Origin of the sequence: Blautia sp. MSJ-9 (assembly GCF_018919065.1) — a bacterium.
GTDB lineage: Bacteria > Bacillota > Clostridia > Lachnospirales > Lachnospiraceae > Blautia_A.
On sequence record NZ_JAHLQG010000006.1, the window covers coordinates 96,509 to 114,148 of the forward strand.

Sequence of the window (17,640 nt, forward strand, 5' to 3'; positions counted from 1 at the left end):
CATATTCATGTCAAAACACCTCGCGGGATAGTGGCGTGTGAATAGCAACCTGTCAGTTATTATTAAGAAAAATTGTGCAAATGGTTATTTACATTTGAACGATATTTGAGTATCCTTAAAAGGAAATGAGAGTTATATGACAAAATATAGCTGTTGAATAATTGCTGTTCACGGATAATATCCTGCGAGGCGTTTTTTGGGAACAAAGGGAACAGTAATAACGAAACGGAGGGAAATGTACCAATGTTATACGAGAACATTAAGAAATTAGTACAGTACGGAATTGAAACAGGGCTCACACCTGCCTGCGAGAAGAGTTACACAACCAATCTTCTCCTGGATGTCTTTAAGGAAGATGAATATGTGGAACCTGAAGAAGAATACACAGACATTAATCTGGAAGAGGTTTTAAATGCGCTTCTGGATGAAGCAGTAAAGAGAAATCTAATTGAAGACAGTATCGTTTACCGTGATCTGTTTGATACCAGACTTATGAACTGCCTGATGCCACGTCCAGGTCAGGTACAGAAAGAGTTCTGGAGCAAATATGAGAAAGATCCGCAGGAAGCAACTGATTATTTCTACAAACTCAGCCAGGACAGTAACTATATCCGCCGTTATCGTGTAGAGAAAGACCAGAAATGGACTGTAGACAGTGAATATGGAAAAATCGATATCACAATTAACCTTTCCAAACCAGAGAAGGATCCGAAAGCTATTGCAGCTGCCAAACTTGTAAAGTCCAGCAGCTATCCGAAATGCCTTCTTTGTCCGGAGAATGAAGGATATGCGGGAAGAGTCAATCATCCTGCCAGAGAGAATCACAGAATTATCCCGATTACTGTAAATGACAGTCCTTGGGGCTTCCAGTATTCTCCATATGTATATTACAATGAACACTGCATCGTATTTAACAGCAGTCACATTCCAATGAAGATCGAGAAGAATACATTTATCAAACTCTTTGATTTTGTAAAACTTTTCCCACATTACTTCCTTGGATCTAATGCAGACCTTCCAATCGTCGGTGGATCTATTTTAAGCCATGATCATTTCCAGGGTGGTCACTATACATTCGCGATGGCAAAAGCGCCGATTGAGAAACATGTGACAATCCCGGGATATGAAGATGTGGAAGCAGGCATTGTCAAATGGCCATTATCTGTTTTAAGAATCCGTCACAAAGACGAGAAGAGACTGATAGAACTTGCAACACATGTTCTGGAAGTATGGAGAGGTTACACAGACGAGAGCGCATTTATTTTTGCCGAGACAGACGGAGAACCGCACAATACAATCACACCGATTGCCCGTAGATCAGGAGATATGTTTGAACTGGATCTTACCCTGAGAAATAACATTACCACAGAGGAGCATCCGCTTGGTGTATACCATCCTCATGCAGAGTACCATCATATCAAGAAAGAGAACATTGGTCTGATCGAGGTAATGGGACTTGCGGTACTTCCGGCAAGATTAAAAGAGGAACTGGAACTTCTTGCAGAATATATTCTGGAGGGAAAAGATATTTCTTCTAATGAGAAGATTGAGAAACATGCAGCATGGGTTGCAGAATTCCTTCCTAAATATGACAACCTTGATAAAGATAACATTCAGGATGTTCTCAGAAAAGAAGTCGGCAATGTATTTGTTCATGTACTGGAAGATGCCGGTGTATATAAATGCACTGCAGAAGGCAGAGATGCATTTATGAGATTCATTGATAAATTATAAGAGATTATTTACCGAACATAAGAAAGATGGATTTTACATAACAGAAAAACAGATTTGTTATTATAAAACCAAATGACATTATTTAACCAAATCAAGTAAGTCCACTGCTTCAATTGCGAAAAGCAATAAACAGTGGGTGGGGACTTGCAAAGTAATTCAGATTTCGAATGTTTGGGAATGCACAGAGAACGTCCCGCACATTTGGCAGCGGGGCGTTTTTGCAAAGTTTTGCAAATAAAATGGAGGTAATTATGTACAGAAAGAAACACGGAAGAGGAAGGCGTTTTGCCAGTGTGGTTCTGGCAGCGGCGATGATCGTTACAGCGGTTCCGGCGCAGGCAGCAGACTTTTGCTCTCCGGATAGCTTCGAACAGATTTTCAGTTCCGGAGAAGAAGACTCCGTAGACGAATTTGACACAGGAACGGAGAGTGCAGCTGCACAGGCAGCAGTCGGGCAGCAGGAGGTTACACCGACGGTGACACCTCAGCCGGATGGAACACCGACACCGGAAGCATCTCCGACACCAGAGGTATCAACAACGCCTACAGTGACACCAACGGAAACACCGACTCCTTCACCAACACCAACGCCGACTCCATCTGTGACACCGACGATCAACCCGGAGAAAGAAGTTATGCTTCGCTTCGTGGATGGAGAGGGGAATGAATGTGAACAGTTAAGAGCTGTACTGGCATGGAATGATTCTCTGATTTTGCCTAGTGTACCGGATTCGACAGCTCCAAATATGTGGAAACTGGAGAAGGATGAGGCATTGGGAGAAGCGATCACACTTAAAGGAGGAGATCTGCTTACCCTGAAAAAGGGAGAGAGCTGGGACTTTTTTATTAAGAATGGTGAGCTGGATTTCTATATGCCGAAGAAATGTACAATTTCTCTTTATAACAATTCGGGTACAAGTGTATTTTCCAAAGGTACACTGAAAGCTTACGAGACGAACACCATTACACTGCCGGATATGCCGTCAAGCAAGTATATTAATTATGGATGGACTGCTACCAAGGGTTCTTCAAATGTGGACTATGAGCTGAATACCCAGTATACGGTAACGGGTGATATGAATTTCTACATTGTGCGCCGTACAGCACTTCAGGTAAAATTTATGACGAATACCGGGGCAAGCAACAGTAAGTTTACTGCACTGAATCAGAAGATCGGCAAGGGACTTACCATAACAATGCCGCAGGTTCCTGCAAAAACAGGTTATCAGGCTTTAGGATGGTCCAAGAGCAAGAACGCATCTTCTGCCACTTATAAAGTAAATCAGCAGGTAAAGGTAAGTGCCGCTCTGAATTTATATGCAGTTTATAAGAAACTGCCGTATACGGTTAGTTTTAATAACAATAATGGAACAAGCACAAGTAAGACTTATACATCATTAACTTTATATGCATCAAAGAATCAGATGGTAACTCTGCCTGAGGTGCCGAAGGTAAAAGGATACACTAATCTTGGATGGACAACTGTAAAAGGAAAAACGACGCCACTGTATAAGGTTGGTGCAAGCGTAAAGATTACCAAGAACACGCAATTCTATGCAGTACGCAGAAAGAGTAATTACTACACAGTTACCTATTATCTGGGAAATGGAAATACCAATGCAGCTTATAAGAAACTTACTCAGACTGTAGAAGAGGGAACTGTTGTCAAATTTGCGCAGGTACCAGCCAGAACCGGATATGTAAATCTGGGATGGTCCAGTACCAAGAATTCCACGAAAGCAACTGCCAAAGCAACTCATACAGTGACGAAAAATATTGCTCTTTATGCAGTACAGAAGAAAGCAGTTATGCTTACGCTTCACAAGTTTGGCGGAACGATTTGGCAGAAGACGACTCTGGCACAGGGGTCTACCTATAAACTGCCGGGAGTCAGAGATGCAGAAGGTTATACATTTATGGGATGGTCTTCCAAAGAAATGCAGACTGTCAGTCCGGAATATGAGGCAGAAGATACGATCACAGTAAATGGAAACATGGATCTGTATGCAGTGGTATTTAACAGATCTTCAGAGACAGATCTTTCAGAAGATGAACTTCCACAGGTAAATACTTATAAATACAAGCAGGTGATCTTTGTAGGAGATTCCCGTACAGAATATATGGAGAATGTTCTGAAGTCTATGGGTCAGACTGCGATCAAGGATGTGAAGTTTGTCTGCTCAGCAGGAAAAGGATTAGACTGGCTTTCTACAACCGGATGGTCGAGTCTTTACTCCATGGTAATAAATGGAAAGAACAGTATTCTTGAGAAGAGAACGGCGGTTATCTTTAACTTTGGCGTAAATGATCTGAAAGATTATAAGGAATATGTATCATATTATAATGGCATTGCACCTATGCTGAACAGTAAAGGATGTGATCTGTATTTCATGTCAGTGAATCCAATAAATCGCCAGATGCTGTCAAATACCAACAGAGCCGACAGAAGTGAAGCTTCAGTCAGATTATTTAATGCTTATCTGAAATCAAACCTGAGTTCAGCGTATACCTATATTGATATGTATTCCTATCTGAAATCAACAGGATACAGTTTTGCCAGTGATTATTATGGTGTTGGAACGATAGATGACGGTTTGCATTATACTGCAAGAACTTATAAGCGCATTTATGCGAAATGTATGGATTCATTAAGACAACCATCTTAAGAGAAAAAACACAGTTAAATACCAGATTACTCCTTGCGTGAAATCAGGGAATAGTCTATACTAAAGGACGAGACAGCTGTTATGAGAGAACAGCGTTTCGTCTTTTTGTGTAATATCCACAACGATGAGGAGAAAGAGGAAATATAGATATGAAGTTAACAACAGTAAAAGAAATCTACAAAGAGAGAGAGAAATACCTGGACAAAGAGGTTACTGTAGGAGGATGGGTACGAAGCGTACGTGATTCCAAGACTTTTGGATTTATCGTTCTTCATGACGGATCCTTCTTTGAAACTCTTCAGGTAGTTTATCATGATACAATGGATAACTTTGCTGAGATCAGCAAATTAAACGTAGGTGCTGCTATTATCGTCAAAGGTACACTGGTAGCAACTCCGCAGGCAAAACAGCCATTTGAGATCCAGGCCACAGAAGTCAGCGTAGAGGGTACTTCTGCACCGGATTATCCGCTTCAGAAGAAACGCCACAGCCTTGAATACTTAAGAACTATCACACATCTCCGTCCGAGAACAAACACATTCCAGGCAGTATTCCGTGTACGTTCTCTGTGCGCTTATGCGATCCATCGTTTCTTCCAGGAACAGGGATTCGTGTATGTTCATACTCCACTGATCACAGGAAGTGACTGTGAAGGTGCAGGTGAGATGTTCCAGGTAACAACACTGGATATGAACAATATTCCGACAGATGATAAGGGTGCTGTAGATTACTCTCAGGACTTCTTTGGAAAAGAAACCAACCTGACAGTAAGCGGTCAGTTAAACTGCGAGACTTTTGCACAGGCATTCCGTAATGTTTATACATTCGGACCAACATTCCGTGCAGAGAACTCCAATACAACCCGTCATGCAGCAGAGTTCTGGATGATCGAGCCTGAGTGTGCATTTGCAGACTTAAATGACAACATGGATCTTGCAGAAGCAATGCTGAAATATGTCATCCGCTATGTACTTGAGAATGCACCGGAAGAGATGAACTTCTTCAACTCTTTCATTGATAAAGGTCTTCTTGACAGACTGAACCATGTATTAAATTCTGAGTTCGGTCACGTAACTTATACAGAAGCAGTAGAACTTCTGGAAAAGAACAACGATAAATTTGATTACAAAGTATTCTGGGGATGCGATCTGCAGACAGAGCATGAACGTTATCTGACAGAAGAGATCTTTAAGAAACCTGTATTTGTAACAGACTATCCGAAGGAGATCAAAGCATTCTACATGAAGATGAATGAGGATAACAAGACTGTTGCAGCTATGGACTGTCTGGTACCTGGAATCGGTGAGATTATCGGTGGAAGCCAGAGAGAGGATGATATTGAGAAACTTGAGAAACGTATGGATGAGCTGGGACTGAAGAAAGAGGATTATGATTTCTATCTTGATCTTCGCAAATATGGTTCCACACGTCATTCAGGATTTGGTCTTGGATTTGAACGTTGCGTAATGTACCTTACCGGCATGGGCAACATCCGTGACGTAATTCCATTCCCAAGAACTGTTAAGAACTGTGACTTATAATTAGAATCGTAGAAAGATGTTTAGCAGTACACAGATACTATTTCCAGTTGAAATAAGCAGACGATATCTGTCTGGACCTGTGTTTTGAGAAACATAACAGAAAGAGAGATTGGCATGAGATTTATTCATCTTGCAGATGTACACCTTGGTGCAGTCCCGGACAGGGGCTGTCCATGGAGCAGCAGGCGGGAGGAAGAAATCTGGGAAACTTTCCGCCGGGTTATTGCGGGTATCCGTGAGAATCCGGTGGATTTGTTATTTATAGCAGGAGATTTATTCCACCGCCAGCCTCTTTTACGGGAGCTAAAAGAAGTAAATTACCTGTTTTCCACCATTCCGGATACACGAATTTATCTGATGGCAGGAAATCATGACTACATCAAAGCAGATTCTTTTTACCGGGATTTTCAGTGGGAAAAGAACGTGACATTTTTTAAGAATGAACAGCTCACATGTGTGAAGGATGAGAAGTTGGATGTCTATGTATATGGATTAAGCTATGAGCACCAGGAGATTGAGAAGCCACTTTACGATGCGGCCCGTCCTGTAGAGGGGGAGGGAATGCATATCCTGTTGGCACATGGCGGAGATGCTACACATATACCAATGAATATAAAAGGCATTGCTTCCGCAGGATTTGATTATGTGGCGCTTGGACATATCCATAAACCACAGATTCTGATCAGGGATGGCGCAGCTTATGCAGGGGCGCTGGAACCTATCGACAGGAATGATCTGGGAGAGCATGGGTACATAGAAGGACATCTGGAGAACGGGAGACTTAAGACAACGTTTGTGCCATTTGCCTGCCGCTCTTATGAACAGATTCTGCTGATGCTGCGGGAAGATTCTACACAGGCATCCCTGGAGGATATGCTAAAGGCAGATCTGGCAACAAAAGGCCGCATGAATATCTACAGGATTGTGATCCGTGGAAACCGGGCACCGGAGCTTCTGCTTCTTCCGGAGAGACTGAAGTCCTTTGGGTTTGTGACAGAAGTGTTGGATGAATCCAGACCTGCTTATGATCTGGAGGACCTTGAGAAAAAGTATAGCGGAACATTGATTGGTGATTATATCAGTTATTTTCTTCATAAAGACAGAAATGTGATAGAGGAGAAAGCTTTGTATTATGGGCTTCAGGCTCTATTGGAGACAAGCAGGTGACAGGTAGAATATGATTATCAGACAGTTAAATATCAAAAATTTTGGAAAGATTCATGATAAGACTCTGGAATTCTCACCGGGTATCAATGTGCTTTATGGAGAGAATGAGAGTGGAAAGACAACGATTCATACGTTTATTAAGAGCATGTTCTTCGGACTGACGAGAATGCGTGGCAAGGCAGCCAGAAATGATACATACAGTACCTATGAACCGTGGGAGAATCCGGGACAATACGGAGGAACGATTTGGTTCAACAGCAAGGGTCATAACTATCGTTTGTCCAGAAATTTTCAGAAAGATCATGCATTCAGTGAATTATTAAATGAAGATACGAAAGAGCTTGCAGACATTGATGCAGTGGGGCTGGAAAAGGTTCTGGGAAATGTCAGCGAGGCAGTTTATGACAATACAGTTTCCGTTGCGCAGTTAAAGAGCGTAACAGGACAGGATCTGGTACGTGAACTTCAGAATTATATGGCAAGCTATCAGGGAACCGGAGACAGTTCCATTGATCTGGGACGTGCCATGCAGATGCTGAAAATGTCCAGAAAAGGCTATCAGGTTCAGGCAGACAAGAAACAGAAAGAAACAGAGCAGGAGCAGCAGAAACTCCAGGTAAATATGGACTATATTGCAGGAGAGATGAATGATCTCAGGGAAAAGATCGCCCAGATTGATGAGAAAGAAGGATCTCTGGGAATGCGCCCGGGAGAGGAGAACGGTGCACTGCTTCTGGATGAGAAACTGGCAGAAACCAGGAAGAAGAGAAACGGATATGCGCTGGGAATGCTTGCATCAGCGGCAGTGGGAATCATTGGACTGATTACGTCTGCATTGGCAGCAAATAGTATTGCGGTAAGTCTGACAGCAGTTGCCATAGCAGCAGGCCTGGTATTCTTCTGTGGCAGACAGCAGATGAAATATGCCCGTGAATTTCAGAAAAGGGTGCGTATGAAGAACCGTTGGATGTCAAGACAGGAGAAGCTGAAATGGAGCAAGGAGAGCCTTAAACAGGACTATGATGAAAAAGAGACTGATTTTCGAAATCTACAGGAAGAGTACCGGGAATATGAAGAGAATTCTTACCTTCCTACCTTAGAAGAGATGGAAGTACAGGCTCTGAACCTGGCAATGGAGACGATAGAGATGTTGTCTGAAAATATTCATCATCAGGTAGGACGTAAGCTCAGGACACGTACCTCGCAGATTTTGAGTGAGATTACAGGCGGTAAATATCAGGAAGTGTTGATGGATGCGGCATTTCATATGACAGTAAATACCGGAGACCGTACCATTGGTCTGGAACGTCTTAGCAGGGGAACTATGGAGCAGATTTATTTTTCCCTGCGTATGGCAGCAGGAGAGCTTCTGTGCCAGGAAGAGAGCTTTCCGGTGATACTGGACGATGTATTTGGCATGTATGACGAAGAACGTCTTGCAGCAGTGCTCAAATGGATGCACAAGGAGAATAAACAGATCATTATCAGTACCTGCCATAAGCGAGAAATGGAAATCCTGGACAGGGAAGGTATTCCTTATCAGAAATTGCTGCTTTCCTGAAATCACTGACCTGATTATTTACCAGAAATGCTTAAAGAGATATTTCTGGCGACATATTTTATAATAAAGACTTTTTTATAAATAATAAGATGTGAGAAGTCATAAAAAGAGAGATTACATAGTACCAATCTAAGTCCTGTTGTGCCAACAATCAAGTTGTCGGCATACTAGAGTAGAATTGATATATGTAATCTCTCTTTCTATATATTTATTTTATTCGAATGTAATTATTTCTCATCATACTGAGCCATATAATTATTTACGCAACGCTTAATTCTGTCAACCGGGTTGAGCAGATGGCTTACAGACTGGTCATGATTCAGAGTATCAATGATCAGAGCAATATATTTACTCATATCACAGGTAATGTAGTAATCTTTTGCAAGAAGCTCAGGAGACTGATAAATCAGGTTTGTAGTGAGCAGCTTGTCAAATACACCATTCTTGTGTGCCTGGTCAAATTTCTCAAGGCCATCTGTGAACAGACCGAAAGTAGAGCAGATATAAATTCTGCCGGCACCTCTTTCTTTGAGAAGAGAAGCAATCTTAAGGATCGTATCACCGGAGGAAATCATATCATCGATCAGGATCATATCCTTGCCCTTAAGGTTTGGTCCGAGGAATTCATAAGCTGCAATCGGATGACGTCCATTGATTCTCTTGGAGTAATCCAGACGTTTGTAATACATACCCATATCAACACCAAGGATATTTGCAAGGTAGATCGCACGGTTCATGCTTCCCTCATCAGGACTGATGATCATGAAATGGTCATTGTCAATGTGCAGTCCGTTTTCATTATTAAGAAGGGCCTTAATGAACTGATAGGAAGGATGTACTGTTTCAAATCCATGCAGAGGAGTTGCGTTCTGTACACGGGAATCATGTGCATCAAAAGTAATGATGTTCTCTACACCCATGCTTACAAGCTCCTGAAGTGCTGTCGCACAGTCCAGAGATTCTCGGCCGTTGCGGATGTCCTGACGGCTTTCATACAGATATGGCATAATAACATTTACTCTGCGGGCTTTGCCTCCAATTGCGCCGATTACACGTTTCAGATCCTGAAAATGGTCATCAGGGGACATAAGATTCTCATATGGTCCGATATTATAAGTAAGGCTGTAGTTGCATACATCAACCATAAGATAGATATCATCACCACGTACGGATTCCATGATCGTACATTTCGCCTCACCGGAGCCGAAACGTGCTGTCTGAACCGGGACCAGATAAGAATCTCTCTGATAACCCTCGAATGCAAAGGAATCAAGCTCTTCGTGAGTGCGGTCTTTACGCCACTGTACCAGCCAGTCATTTACTTTCTCACCCAGACCTTTACAGCTGATCAGCGGAATCAGACCAAGTCTGCCCACCGGAAGTGTAGTTAAATCTTTAGTTGTTGCCTGTGCCATGATTTATTTTCCTCCTAAAAAAATTTTCTGTATACGGATATCCTTTCCTTCCAGTTTCACCATTCTGTAGTTACTCATAATTCGTGAAAAGGTTCGTTCGGAATAAGTAGCCGAAAAATTTTCAAAATCAAGATTTGTTGATATGATCGTGGACTTTCTGCGCATGATACGTTCGTTTATGCACAAAAACAGCTGGGAAGAGACAAAACTGTTTGTAAGTTCAGTTCCCAGGTCATCGATGATCAGCAGATCACTGTCAAATACAAAATCCTCACCTTCTGTCTTGTCTCTGGAGAACTTGGAGTCTGCCAGCAGATCAAACAGATCAAATGCGGAGAAGTACATTACGCAATGTGCTGATTCCAGAAGCTCGTGGGCAATACAGTGTGAAAGAAATGTCTTACCTACACCGGTATCACCATAGAGAAACAGATTCTCGAAAGAACCATCGAAGTTTCGGACAAAACCTCTGGCAATATCATAAGCTCTCTGAGCAGTCTCTCTTTCTGTCAGCCCCGTGGCTTCGTTCTTCATTGTATCAGAATAATAATCAAAAGAAAAGTGTTCAAAGTTTTCTTTTTTGAGAATTTCTTTTAAATTAGACTGCGTATAGAGCAGTTCGATCTCGGCTTTCTTGAAACAGGAGCATTTCTGACTGTTTACATAACCGGTATCCTGACAGATTGGACACTTATAAGGAAGTTCCAGATAATTCTCAGGATAGGCATTACATACGAGCAGAGCACTGCGCTCCTGGGATAAAAGAGAAATTGCTGCTTTCAGATCTTCGAGACTGGAAGATTCTCCGTTCAGAAGAGCTCTTGCTTTCTGAGCGCTTAAAGTAGCAACTTCTTCATCAATTTCACGGATGCGGGGAATCTTCTCGTAGATTTCCTTTGTACGTTCCTCCTGAACACGGCGGTTCTGGGATTGTGTTTTGCTGTATTGCCGCATGATCGTGTCATATTGATAATTCTGTAGAGGCATAAACTGACCCCCTTTCTTTGGTTAGGCTGGATCAGCAAAAGATCAGATCACTGATTCAGTAGTTTTTTCTCATATTCATTGAAATCATATTTCCGCTGATGGAAATTGTTAAAACGGTTGGACGAAGCAGGTTTGGCTGTAGTATCCTTCTTCTGGGCATTCTTTTCCAGTTTACGGCGCTGATGTGCGGCATCGAGAAGCTTTATATCTGCCAGTGTCCGGACATTTTTATCTTTCCACCCTGCAAGAATTTTATCCGCATATTGGAAACTGGGTTGTCCTGTGGAAAGAACAGTACGGCTGCATGCTTCCTGGATAATATCCATAGAAAAACCGTAATCTTTAAGCCAGGTATTCATAAGGGTGATCTCGGTATCGACTGGATTGCGTCCGCTGATTCCCATTGACTTAAAAATCGTGAAATATTCTTTGGAATAACGGGAATTTGCTTCTTTTGCCATGGTGACAGTAGTAATTCCTTCTTCTGCCCATGCAAGTGCAACTGTTTCTATGTAACGGATACTCTTATGACCACGGCTTACACTGTATTCGATCAGATATTCAATCAGATCCGGGGAGAACTTCAGCTCATCATAGAAGAACAGGATCTTCTTCATTTCAGTAGGAGTAAGCGTTTTTCCCAGGTATTGTTCGGCAATATAGAGAAGTTGTACAATTTCATCATTCTGCTTTAATTCTTTTACACGGTCAGGAGAAAGTGAAGAAGCAGATTTGGCAGATGGCTTTGCAGACGGCTCCAGCGGAACAGTCTTCTGTCTGTCGGTAGATATCGGGACTGTAGAAATTTCAGGTTTGAGAGCTTCGGATTTTACTGGCGGTATGTTAAGCGTAATGTCTGCAATATCCTCATTATTTCTGTAGGTCAGAGTAAGAAGATTCTCCTTCTCCCAGTATTTCAGAGCACGGACAATATCCCTCTCTGTACAGAAGAAATGATCAGCCATCTGTTCCAGGCTGAAAGGTACAGATGTATCAGAAAGAAGCCTTAGAAGATAGATATATACTTTTACAAATTCTCCGTTGGCTTCAGGCATATAGTTGTCTATGAAATTATTGGTTAATACAGTTATTTCCGCGCTTCGGGAATTCTGTAAGGTGATCATAGCCATGAATATCTACTCTCTTTCTAAATAAGTTACTGTTCATGTTGTGTTCGGTAACGGTAATTATTCGCTTTGTTCTTAGTAATCTGAATTATAGCACAACATTTTTTAAAAGAGAATAGGAGATTTTTTCATAAGGTTTCATCCACACTTTGAATGTGGATAATGTGGATAATGTGGAAAGAAGGAATCGTGTGTACATTATGGGAAACTAAAAAAATGGCGAATTTTAGGGAAAAATGATGTGTTATGAGTGAAAAAAATGTAGAATTATGTTAATCAACTTATACACATATGATTCCACATAAAAGTGCGGGTAAAAATGTGTATAACGATGTGGATAATGTGGATAAGTACCTAAAAGCGGCAGAAACACGCAGAAGTAGAAGGGGGATAAATTGTTTATAACTATTTTGATGAGCAGGGAAAAGTTTTTATTACAATTTAAGAGAATCAGGTAAGTTTCTGTTACTCTTTTGGATGACAATAAATTGGTAAGCAGATATTTGGAGGAATACGTGACTTTTATCTATTTGATAAAATAACAGGCAATGAGTAAAAAAGGACGATTTCTAAAAGCAAAGAAATGCTTTATGAAATCGTCCTGTTAAGTGCTGGAGATTTTTGAGTGTTCTCTGTTTGGTAAACAGAAATTCACACAATAATATAGGAAGAAACTATTTTCCCAACAGATGTTCTCCGATGTTTACGACATCTCCGGCGCCCATTGTGATGAGCAGATCGCCCTCCTGACAGTTGGAAAGAAGATAGTTCTCGATCTCATCAAATGTAGGGAAGTATTCGCACGGAGTTCCAAGTTCCTGAATACGTTTCTGCAGATCCTCGGAAGAGATGCCAAGAGTATCAGTCTCTCTCGCTGCATAGATATCAGCGACTACCACGTGGTCTGCGAGGCTGAGAGCTTTTGCAAACTCAGGAAGCAGGGCTTTGGTACGTGTATATGTATGAGGCTGGAATACACACCATAATTTCTTATGTGGATAATTATGTGCTGCATGAAGAGTCGCTTCAATCTCTGTCGGATGATGTGCATAATCATCTACGATAGTAACGCCTGCAACTTCGCCTTTGTACTGGAAACGGCGGTCTGTACCTGTGAAACTTCCAAGTCCTTTGATGATCACTTCTTCAGGAAGCTCCAGAAGATGACCAAGTGCGATCGCTGCCAGAGCATTGGAAACATTGTGGATGCCCGGCACTTTCAGATAATAGCTGCCAACTTTTACACCATTACGGAGAACGGAGAAAGAAGCGTGACCATATTTATCATAAGTAATATCAGCTGCCTGATAATCTGCGTCATGTTCCAGACCATAGGTAATGACCTTACATGGAAGATTACGGATGATATCTTCATATTTCGGTGTATCTGCATTGATGATTAGTGTGCCGTCAGCCGGAAGAAGCTCTGCGAAACGGCGGAAAGAATGACGAATGTCATCAATATCCTTGAAGAAATCCAGATGATCCGCATCCATGTTCAGGATAATGCTGATCTTCGGGAAAAAGCTCAAGAAGCTGTTTGTGTACTCACAGGCCTCTGTGACAAAAGTCTCGGATTCACCTACGCGGATATTTCCGCCGATTGCAGGAAGAATACCGCCTACACTGATAGTAGGGTCACAGTTACCCTCAAGAAGGATATGAGATACCATAGAGGTTGTAGTTGTTTTTCCATGAGTTCCGGAAATGGCGATCGGTGTGTCATAATTTCTCATGATCTGTCCCAGAAGCTCTGCACGGGTAAGCATTGGAATGCCTTTCTCCTTTGCACAGGCAAATTCCGGGTTGTCCGGATGGATGGCTGCTGTGTATACCACAACATCTACACCGTCAGTAATGTTGGATGCACGCTGTCCGTAGTAAACGGTTGCGCCTTTTTTCTCAAGTGCCTGTGTAAGCGGGCTTGATTTGGCATCGGATCCGGAGATGACGAAATCCTCTCCCAGAAGAATCTCTGCCAGACCGCTCATACTGATCCCGCCGATGCCGATGAAATGTACATGCAGAGGTTTATGAAAATCTATCTGATACATTGTTGAATCTCCTTAATCATAAATTAACCATTTTTTGTTTGTTTCTGGTTGCGTTTATTATACTCCCTGAGCTGGAAAATGAAAAGAACTTCTTTATTTTATGGTTTATAGCAATAATAGGAATGTGTGTTGCTGTGCTGGGAGTAACGGTGACATAAGCAGGCTGTTGCCGGGTTTGCGGTTGGAAACATCAGATGTGCAATTTAGAAATAGTAAAATATGGATAATGATAAAAAATTACAAAAATTGACATCTGATATATAAAAAGTGCATAAAAATATGAGGCAAAATCAAAAATGTACAAAGTAAAACGTGTACAAAAACTATAAAAAAATTAAAAAACACTAATAAAAATTGTAAATAATGTTCACTAATAGATGGAACTGTGCTATAATTAAATAATCATAATTACAACAAGAGGTGATTGCATGATTAAGAAAGAAATGATAGCCATGCTTTTAGCTGGCGGCCAGGGCAGCAGGCTGGGCGTACTGACAGAAAAAGTAGCAAAACCTGCAGTTGCTTTTGGCGGGAAATATCGTATCATAGACTTCCCCTTAAGTAACTGCATTAACTCGGGTATCGATACAGTAGGCGTATTAACACAGTATCAGCCACTTAGGCTTAATACACATATTGGCATTGGTATCCCGTGGGATCTTGACAGAAACGAAGGCGGTGTAACTGTACTTCCGCCTTATGAGAAGAGTACCAGCAGTGAGTGGTATACAGGAACGGCCAATGCGATCTTCCAGAATATGGATTACATGGAACAGTATAATCCGGATTACGTTCTGATCTTATCCGGTGACCATATCTATAAGATGGATTATGAAGTAATGCTTGATTTCCATAAAGCGAATAAAGCTGACGTGACAATTGCCTGTATGCCTGTACCAATCGAAGAAGCAAGCCGCTTCGGTATCATGGTAACAGATGACATGGGACGCATCACAGAGTTCGAAGAGAAACCTGAGCATCCAAGCAGCAATCTGGCATCCATGGGTATCTATATTTTCAGCTGGCCTGCTTTAAAAGAAGCACTGATGACTCTGAAGGATCAGAGCAGCTGTGACTTCGGTAAGCATGTTCTTCCATATTGTAAGGAGAAAGGTGAGAGACTTTTTGCCTATGAATACAATGGATATTGGAAGGATGTTGGAACACTTGGCTCTTATTGGGAAGCCAACATGGAACTGATCGATATCATTCCGGAATTCAATCTTTATGAAGAATTCTGGAAAATCTATACAAAGGGAGATATTATCCCGCCTCAGTATATTTCCGCAGATGCTGTTACTGACAGATGTCTGATCGGTGAAGGAGCTGAGATTTACGGAGAAGTACATAATTCAGTAATCGGACCGAATGTTGTGATCGGAAAAGGCAGTGTGATCCGTGATTCTATTATTATGCGCAATTCTACCATCGGTGAAGGCGTACAGATGGATAAAGCGATCATTGCCGAGGATGTTACCATCGGAAATAATGTTGTATTAGGATGCGGCGAGGAAGCACCGAACGTACTGAAACCGGCAGTTTATGCATTTGGAATCGCTACAGTAGGTGAGCGCAGCGTGATCCCGGATAACGTAAGGATCGGTAAGAATACAGCAATTTCAGGAATTACAACTCCTGAGGATTATCCTGATGGTGAACTGGCCGGCGGACAGGTAATTGTAGCAAAGGACGGTGACGAATAATGAGAGCGATAGGTATTATTTTGGCAGGCGGAAACAATAACCGCATGAGAGAATTATCAAACAAGAGAGCAATTGCAGCAATGCCGATTGCCGGAAGCTACAGAAGTATTGACTTCGCGCTGAGCAACATGGCAAGTTCTCATATTCAGAAAGTTGCAGTTCTGACACAGTACAATGCCCGTTCCTTAAATGAACATTTAAGTTCTTCCAAGTGGTGGGATTTCGGTCGTAAACAGGGTGGCCTTTTCGTGTTCACACCTACCATTACAAAGGATAACAGTCTGTGGTATCAGGGAACAGCAGATGCCATTTATCAGAACCTGCAGTTCCTTAAGAAAAGCCATGAACCATATGTAGTAATTGCATCCGGTGACTGTGTCTATAAAATGGATTACAACAAAGTTCTGGAGTACCACATTGCGAAACGTGCAGACGTTACCGTTGTATGCACTACCTGCAATGATCCGAATGAGATTGAGAGATTTGGTGTTCTCCGCATGAACGAGGATTGCAGAATTGAGGAATTTGAGGAGAAGCCAATCGTTTCCTCCTATAATACAATTTCAACCGGTATCTATGTTATCCGCAGAAGACAGCTGATCGAGTTGATCGAGCGTGCTGCCCAGGAGGGAAGACATGATTTTGTAAAAGATATCCTGATCCGTTATAAGAATCTTAAGAGAATCTATGGATACAAGATCGATACATACTGGAGCAATATCTCCACAGCAGAAGCATATTATAAGACAAATATGGACTTCCTGCAGCCGGAGATCAGAAATTATTTCTTTAAACAGGAACCAACAATTAAGACAAAGATCGATGATCTGCCGCCGGCAAAATACAATCCGGGAGCACAGGTTAAAAACAGCCTTGTTGCCAGTGGATGCATTATCAATGGTACGGTAGAGAATTCTGTTCTTTTCAAAGACGTATTTGTAGGAAATAACTGCGTTATCAAGAACTCCGTAATTTTAAACAATGTATATCTGGGGGACAATACACATATAGAGAACTGCATTGTTGAGAGCCGAGACACTATTCGTGCAAATTCGTACTTCTGCGGCGAGGGAGAAGTCAAGATCGTTGTGGAGAAAAATGAGAGATATGTATTGTGAGAGCTGCGAAGCAGCGGAGCAATCCGGGAATATCCAGGGGATTAAAAGGCCCGAAAGTAAAAATTAAAAGAGTCGGATAGATTCGGCAATCGAAAGGAGCTAGTTATATCATGAATATTACTGACGTGCGTGTGAGAAAGGTAGCAAAAGAAGGCAAAATGAAGGCAGTTGTTTCTATTACAATTGACGATGAATTTGTAGTACATGATATTAAAGTAATCGAAGGAGAAAAAGGTTTATTTATTGCTATGCCAAGCCGCAAAGCAACTGATGGGGAATATCGTGACATCGCACACCCGATCAATTCTGCAACCCGTGACAGAATCCAGACCATTATTCTGGACAAGTTCCAGGAAGTTATGGATGCGGAACCGGAAGAAGCTGCAGCAGCTGAATGATCGGTGAGAGATAATCAGTAAGATAAAAAACAGGCACTGTCTCTGGAAATTGATATGATACCTCTAAAGTAGACAGGTTAAATAACCAAAATCTACTTTGGAGGTATTTTTATGGGTAGAAAACCCAAGTGTACAGTTGAAGAAAAAATTGCTGCTGTTGAGGATTACC

12 protein-coding genes are annotated in these 17,640 nt (G+C 41.8%); 8 read left to right on the top strand and 4 right to left on the bottom strand.

Translation table 11 applies throughout. The features are described 5' to 3' along the window. Positions 1–243: 243 nt before the first annotated feature. The 5 genes from galT (at position 244) to KQI87_RS01520 (ending at position 8,669) form a co-directional block, all read left to right on the top strand. Positions 244–1,734, top strand: a complete 1,491-nt coding sequence (gene galT, locus KQI87_RS01500) for a UDP-glucose--hexose-1-phosphate uridylyltransferase (protein ID WP_216458606.1) — start codon at positions 244–246, stop codon at positions 1,732–1,734. A gap of 251 nt (positions 1,735–1,985) precedes the next feature. Then, the gene (locus KQI87_RS01505; RefSeq protein ID WP_216458607.1) at positions 1,986–4,400 is read left to right on the top strand and encodes an InlB B-repeat-containing protein; all 2,415 of its coding nucleotides are present in this window, start codon (positions 1,986–1,988) and stop codon (positions 4,398–4,400) included. Between the two features lie 149 nt (positions 4,401–4,549). Further along, the gene (asnS, locus tag KQI87_RS01510; protein ID WP_216458608.1) at positions 4,550–5,941 is read left to right on the top strand and encodes an asparagine--tRNA ligase; all 1,392 of its coding nucleotides are present in this window, start codon (positions 4,550–4,552) and stop codon (positions 5,939–5,941) included. Positions 5,942–6,055: 114 nt separating this feature from the next. Next, complete coding sequence (locus KQI87_RS01515; RefSeq protein WP_216458609.1) at positions 6,056–7,108, top strand: metallophosphoesterase family protein; 1,053 nt, start codon at positions 6,056–6,058, stop codon at positions 7,106–7,108. Positions 7,109–7,118: 10 nt separating this feature from the next. Next, the gene (locus KQI87_RS01520) at positions 7,119–8,669 is read left to right on the top strand and encodes an ATP-binding protein (RefSeq protein WP_216458610.1); all 1,551 of its coding nucleotides are present in this window, start codon (positions 7,119–7,121) and stop codon (positions 8,667–8,669) included. A gap of 227 nt (positions 8,670–8,896) precedes the next feature. Here the strand turns inward: KQI87_RS01520 and KQI87_RS01525 are convergent, their stop codons facing one another. The 4 genes from KQI87_RS01525 to murC all read right to left on the bottom strand — a co-directional run bounded on the left by KQI87_RS01525 (position 8,897) and on the right by murC (position 14,252). Beyond that, on the bottom strand, positions 8,897–10,084 hold the full coding sequence (locus KQI87_RS01525) for a ribose-phosphate pyrophosphokinase (protein ID WP_216458611.1): 1,188 nt from the start codon (positions 10,082–10,084) through the stop codon (positions 8,897–8,899). A 3-nt stretch (positions 10,085–10,087) separates the two neighbouring features. Beyond that, entirely contained in the window at positions 10,088–11,071 is a 984-nt protein-coding gene (locus KQI87_RS01530; protein WP_216458612.1) for an ATP-binding protein, read from the bottom strand. A gap of 47 nt (positions 11,072–11,118) precedes the next feature. After that, on the bottom strand, positions 11,119–12,201 hold the full coding sequence (locus KQI87_RS01535) for a DnaD domain protein (RefSeq protein ID WP_216458613.1): 1,083 nt from the start codon (positions 12,199–12,201) through the stop codon (positions 11,119–11,121). Positions 12,202–12,872: 671 nt separating this feature from the next. After that, complete coding sequence (gene murC, locus KQI87_RS01540; RefSeq protein ID WP_216458614.1) at positions 12,873–14,252, bottom strand: UDP-N-acetylmuramate--L-alanine ligase; 1,380 nt, start codon at positions 14,250–14,252, stop codon at positions 12,873–12,875. A 428-nt stretch (positions 14,253–14,680) separates the two neighbouring features. Between murC and KQI87_RS01545 the strand changes: the two genes are divergently transcribed. The 3 genes from KQI87_RS01545 (at position 14,681) to spoVG (ending at position 17,471) form a co-directional block, all read left to right on the top strand. Continuing rightward, positions 14,681–15,955: a glucose-1-phosphate adenylyltransferase gene (locus tag KQI87_RS01545; protein ID WP_216458615.1), complete on the top strand. Its 1,275-nt coding sequence runs from the start codon at positions 14,681–14,683 to the stop codon at positions 15,953–15,955. Beyond that, complete coding sequence (glgD, locus tag KQI87_RS01550; protein WP_216458616.1) at positions 15,955–17,073, top strand: glucose-1-phosphate adenylyltransferase subunit GlgD; 1,119 nt, start codon at positions 15,955–15,957, stop codon at positions 17,071–17,073. Before KQI87_RS01545 ends, glgD begins: the two co-directional genes overlap by 1 nt. A gap of 110 nt (positions 17,074–17,183) precedes the next feature. After that, positions 17,184–17,471 carry a septation regulator SpoVG gene (gene spoVG / locus KQI87_RS01555; RefSeq protein ID WP_008706939.1) on the top strand — a complete coding sequence of 96 codons (288 nt, stop codon included), beginning with the start codon at positions 17,184–17,186 and terminating at the stop codon, positions 17,469–17,471. The last annotated feature ends 169 nt before the right edge of the window (positions 17,472–17,640 follow it).

Bases quoted from the DNA above. Each gene is read 5' to 3' on its own strand.
- galT (WP_216458606.1), top strand. From the start codon at position 244: ATGTTATACGAGAACATTAAGAAATTAGTACAGTACGGAATTGAAACA.
- KQI87_RS01505 (WP_216458607.1), top strand. From the start codon at position 1,986: ATGTACAGAAAGAAACACGGAAGAGGAAGGCGTTTTGCCAGTGTGGTT.
- asnS (WP_216458608.1), top strand. From the start codon at position 4,550: ATGAAGTTAACAACAGTAAAAGAAATCTACAAAGAGAGAGAGAAATAC.
- KQI87_RS01515 (WP_216458609.1), top strand. From the start codon at position 6,056: ATGAGATTTATTCATCTTGCAGATGTACACCTTGGTGCAGTCCCGGAC.
- KQI87_RS01520 (WP_216458610.1), top strand. From the start codon at position 7,119: ATGATTATCAGACAGTTAAATATCAAAAATTTTGGAAAGATTCATGAT.
- KQI87_RS01525 (WP_216458611.1), bottom strand. From the start codon at position 10,084: ATGGCACAGGCAACAACTAAAGATTTAACTACACTTCCGGTGGGCAGA.
- KQI87_RS01530 (WP_216458612.1), bottom strand. From the start codon at position 11,071: ATGCCTCTACAGAATTATCAATATGACACGATCATGCGGCAATACAGC.
- KQI87_RS01535 (WP_216458613.1), bottom strand. From the start codon at position 12,201: ATGGCTATGATCACCTTACAGAATTCCCGAAGCGCGGAAATAACTGTA.
- murC (WP_216458614.1), bottom strand. From the start codon at position 14,252: ATGTATCAGATAGATTTTCATAAACCTCTGCATGTACATTTCATCGGC.
- KQI87_RS01545 (WP_216458615.1), top strand. From the start codon at position 14,681: ATGATTAAGAAAGAAATGATAGCCATGCTTTTAGCTGGCGGCCAGGGC.
- glgD (WP_216458616.1), top strand. From the start codon at position 15,955: ATGAGAGCGATAGGTATTATTTTGGCAGGCGGAAACAATAACCGCATG.
- spoVG (WP_008706939.1), top strand. From the start codon at position 17,184: ATGAATATTACTGACGTGCGTGTGAGAAAGGTAGCAAAAGAAGGCAAA.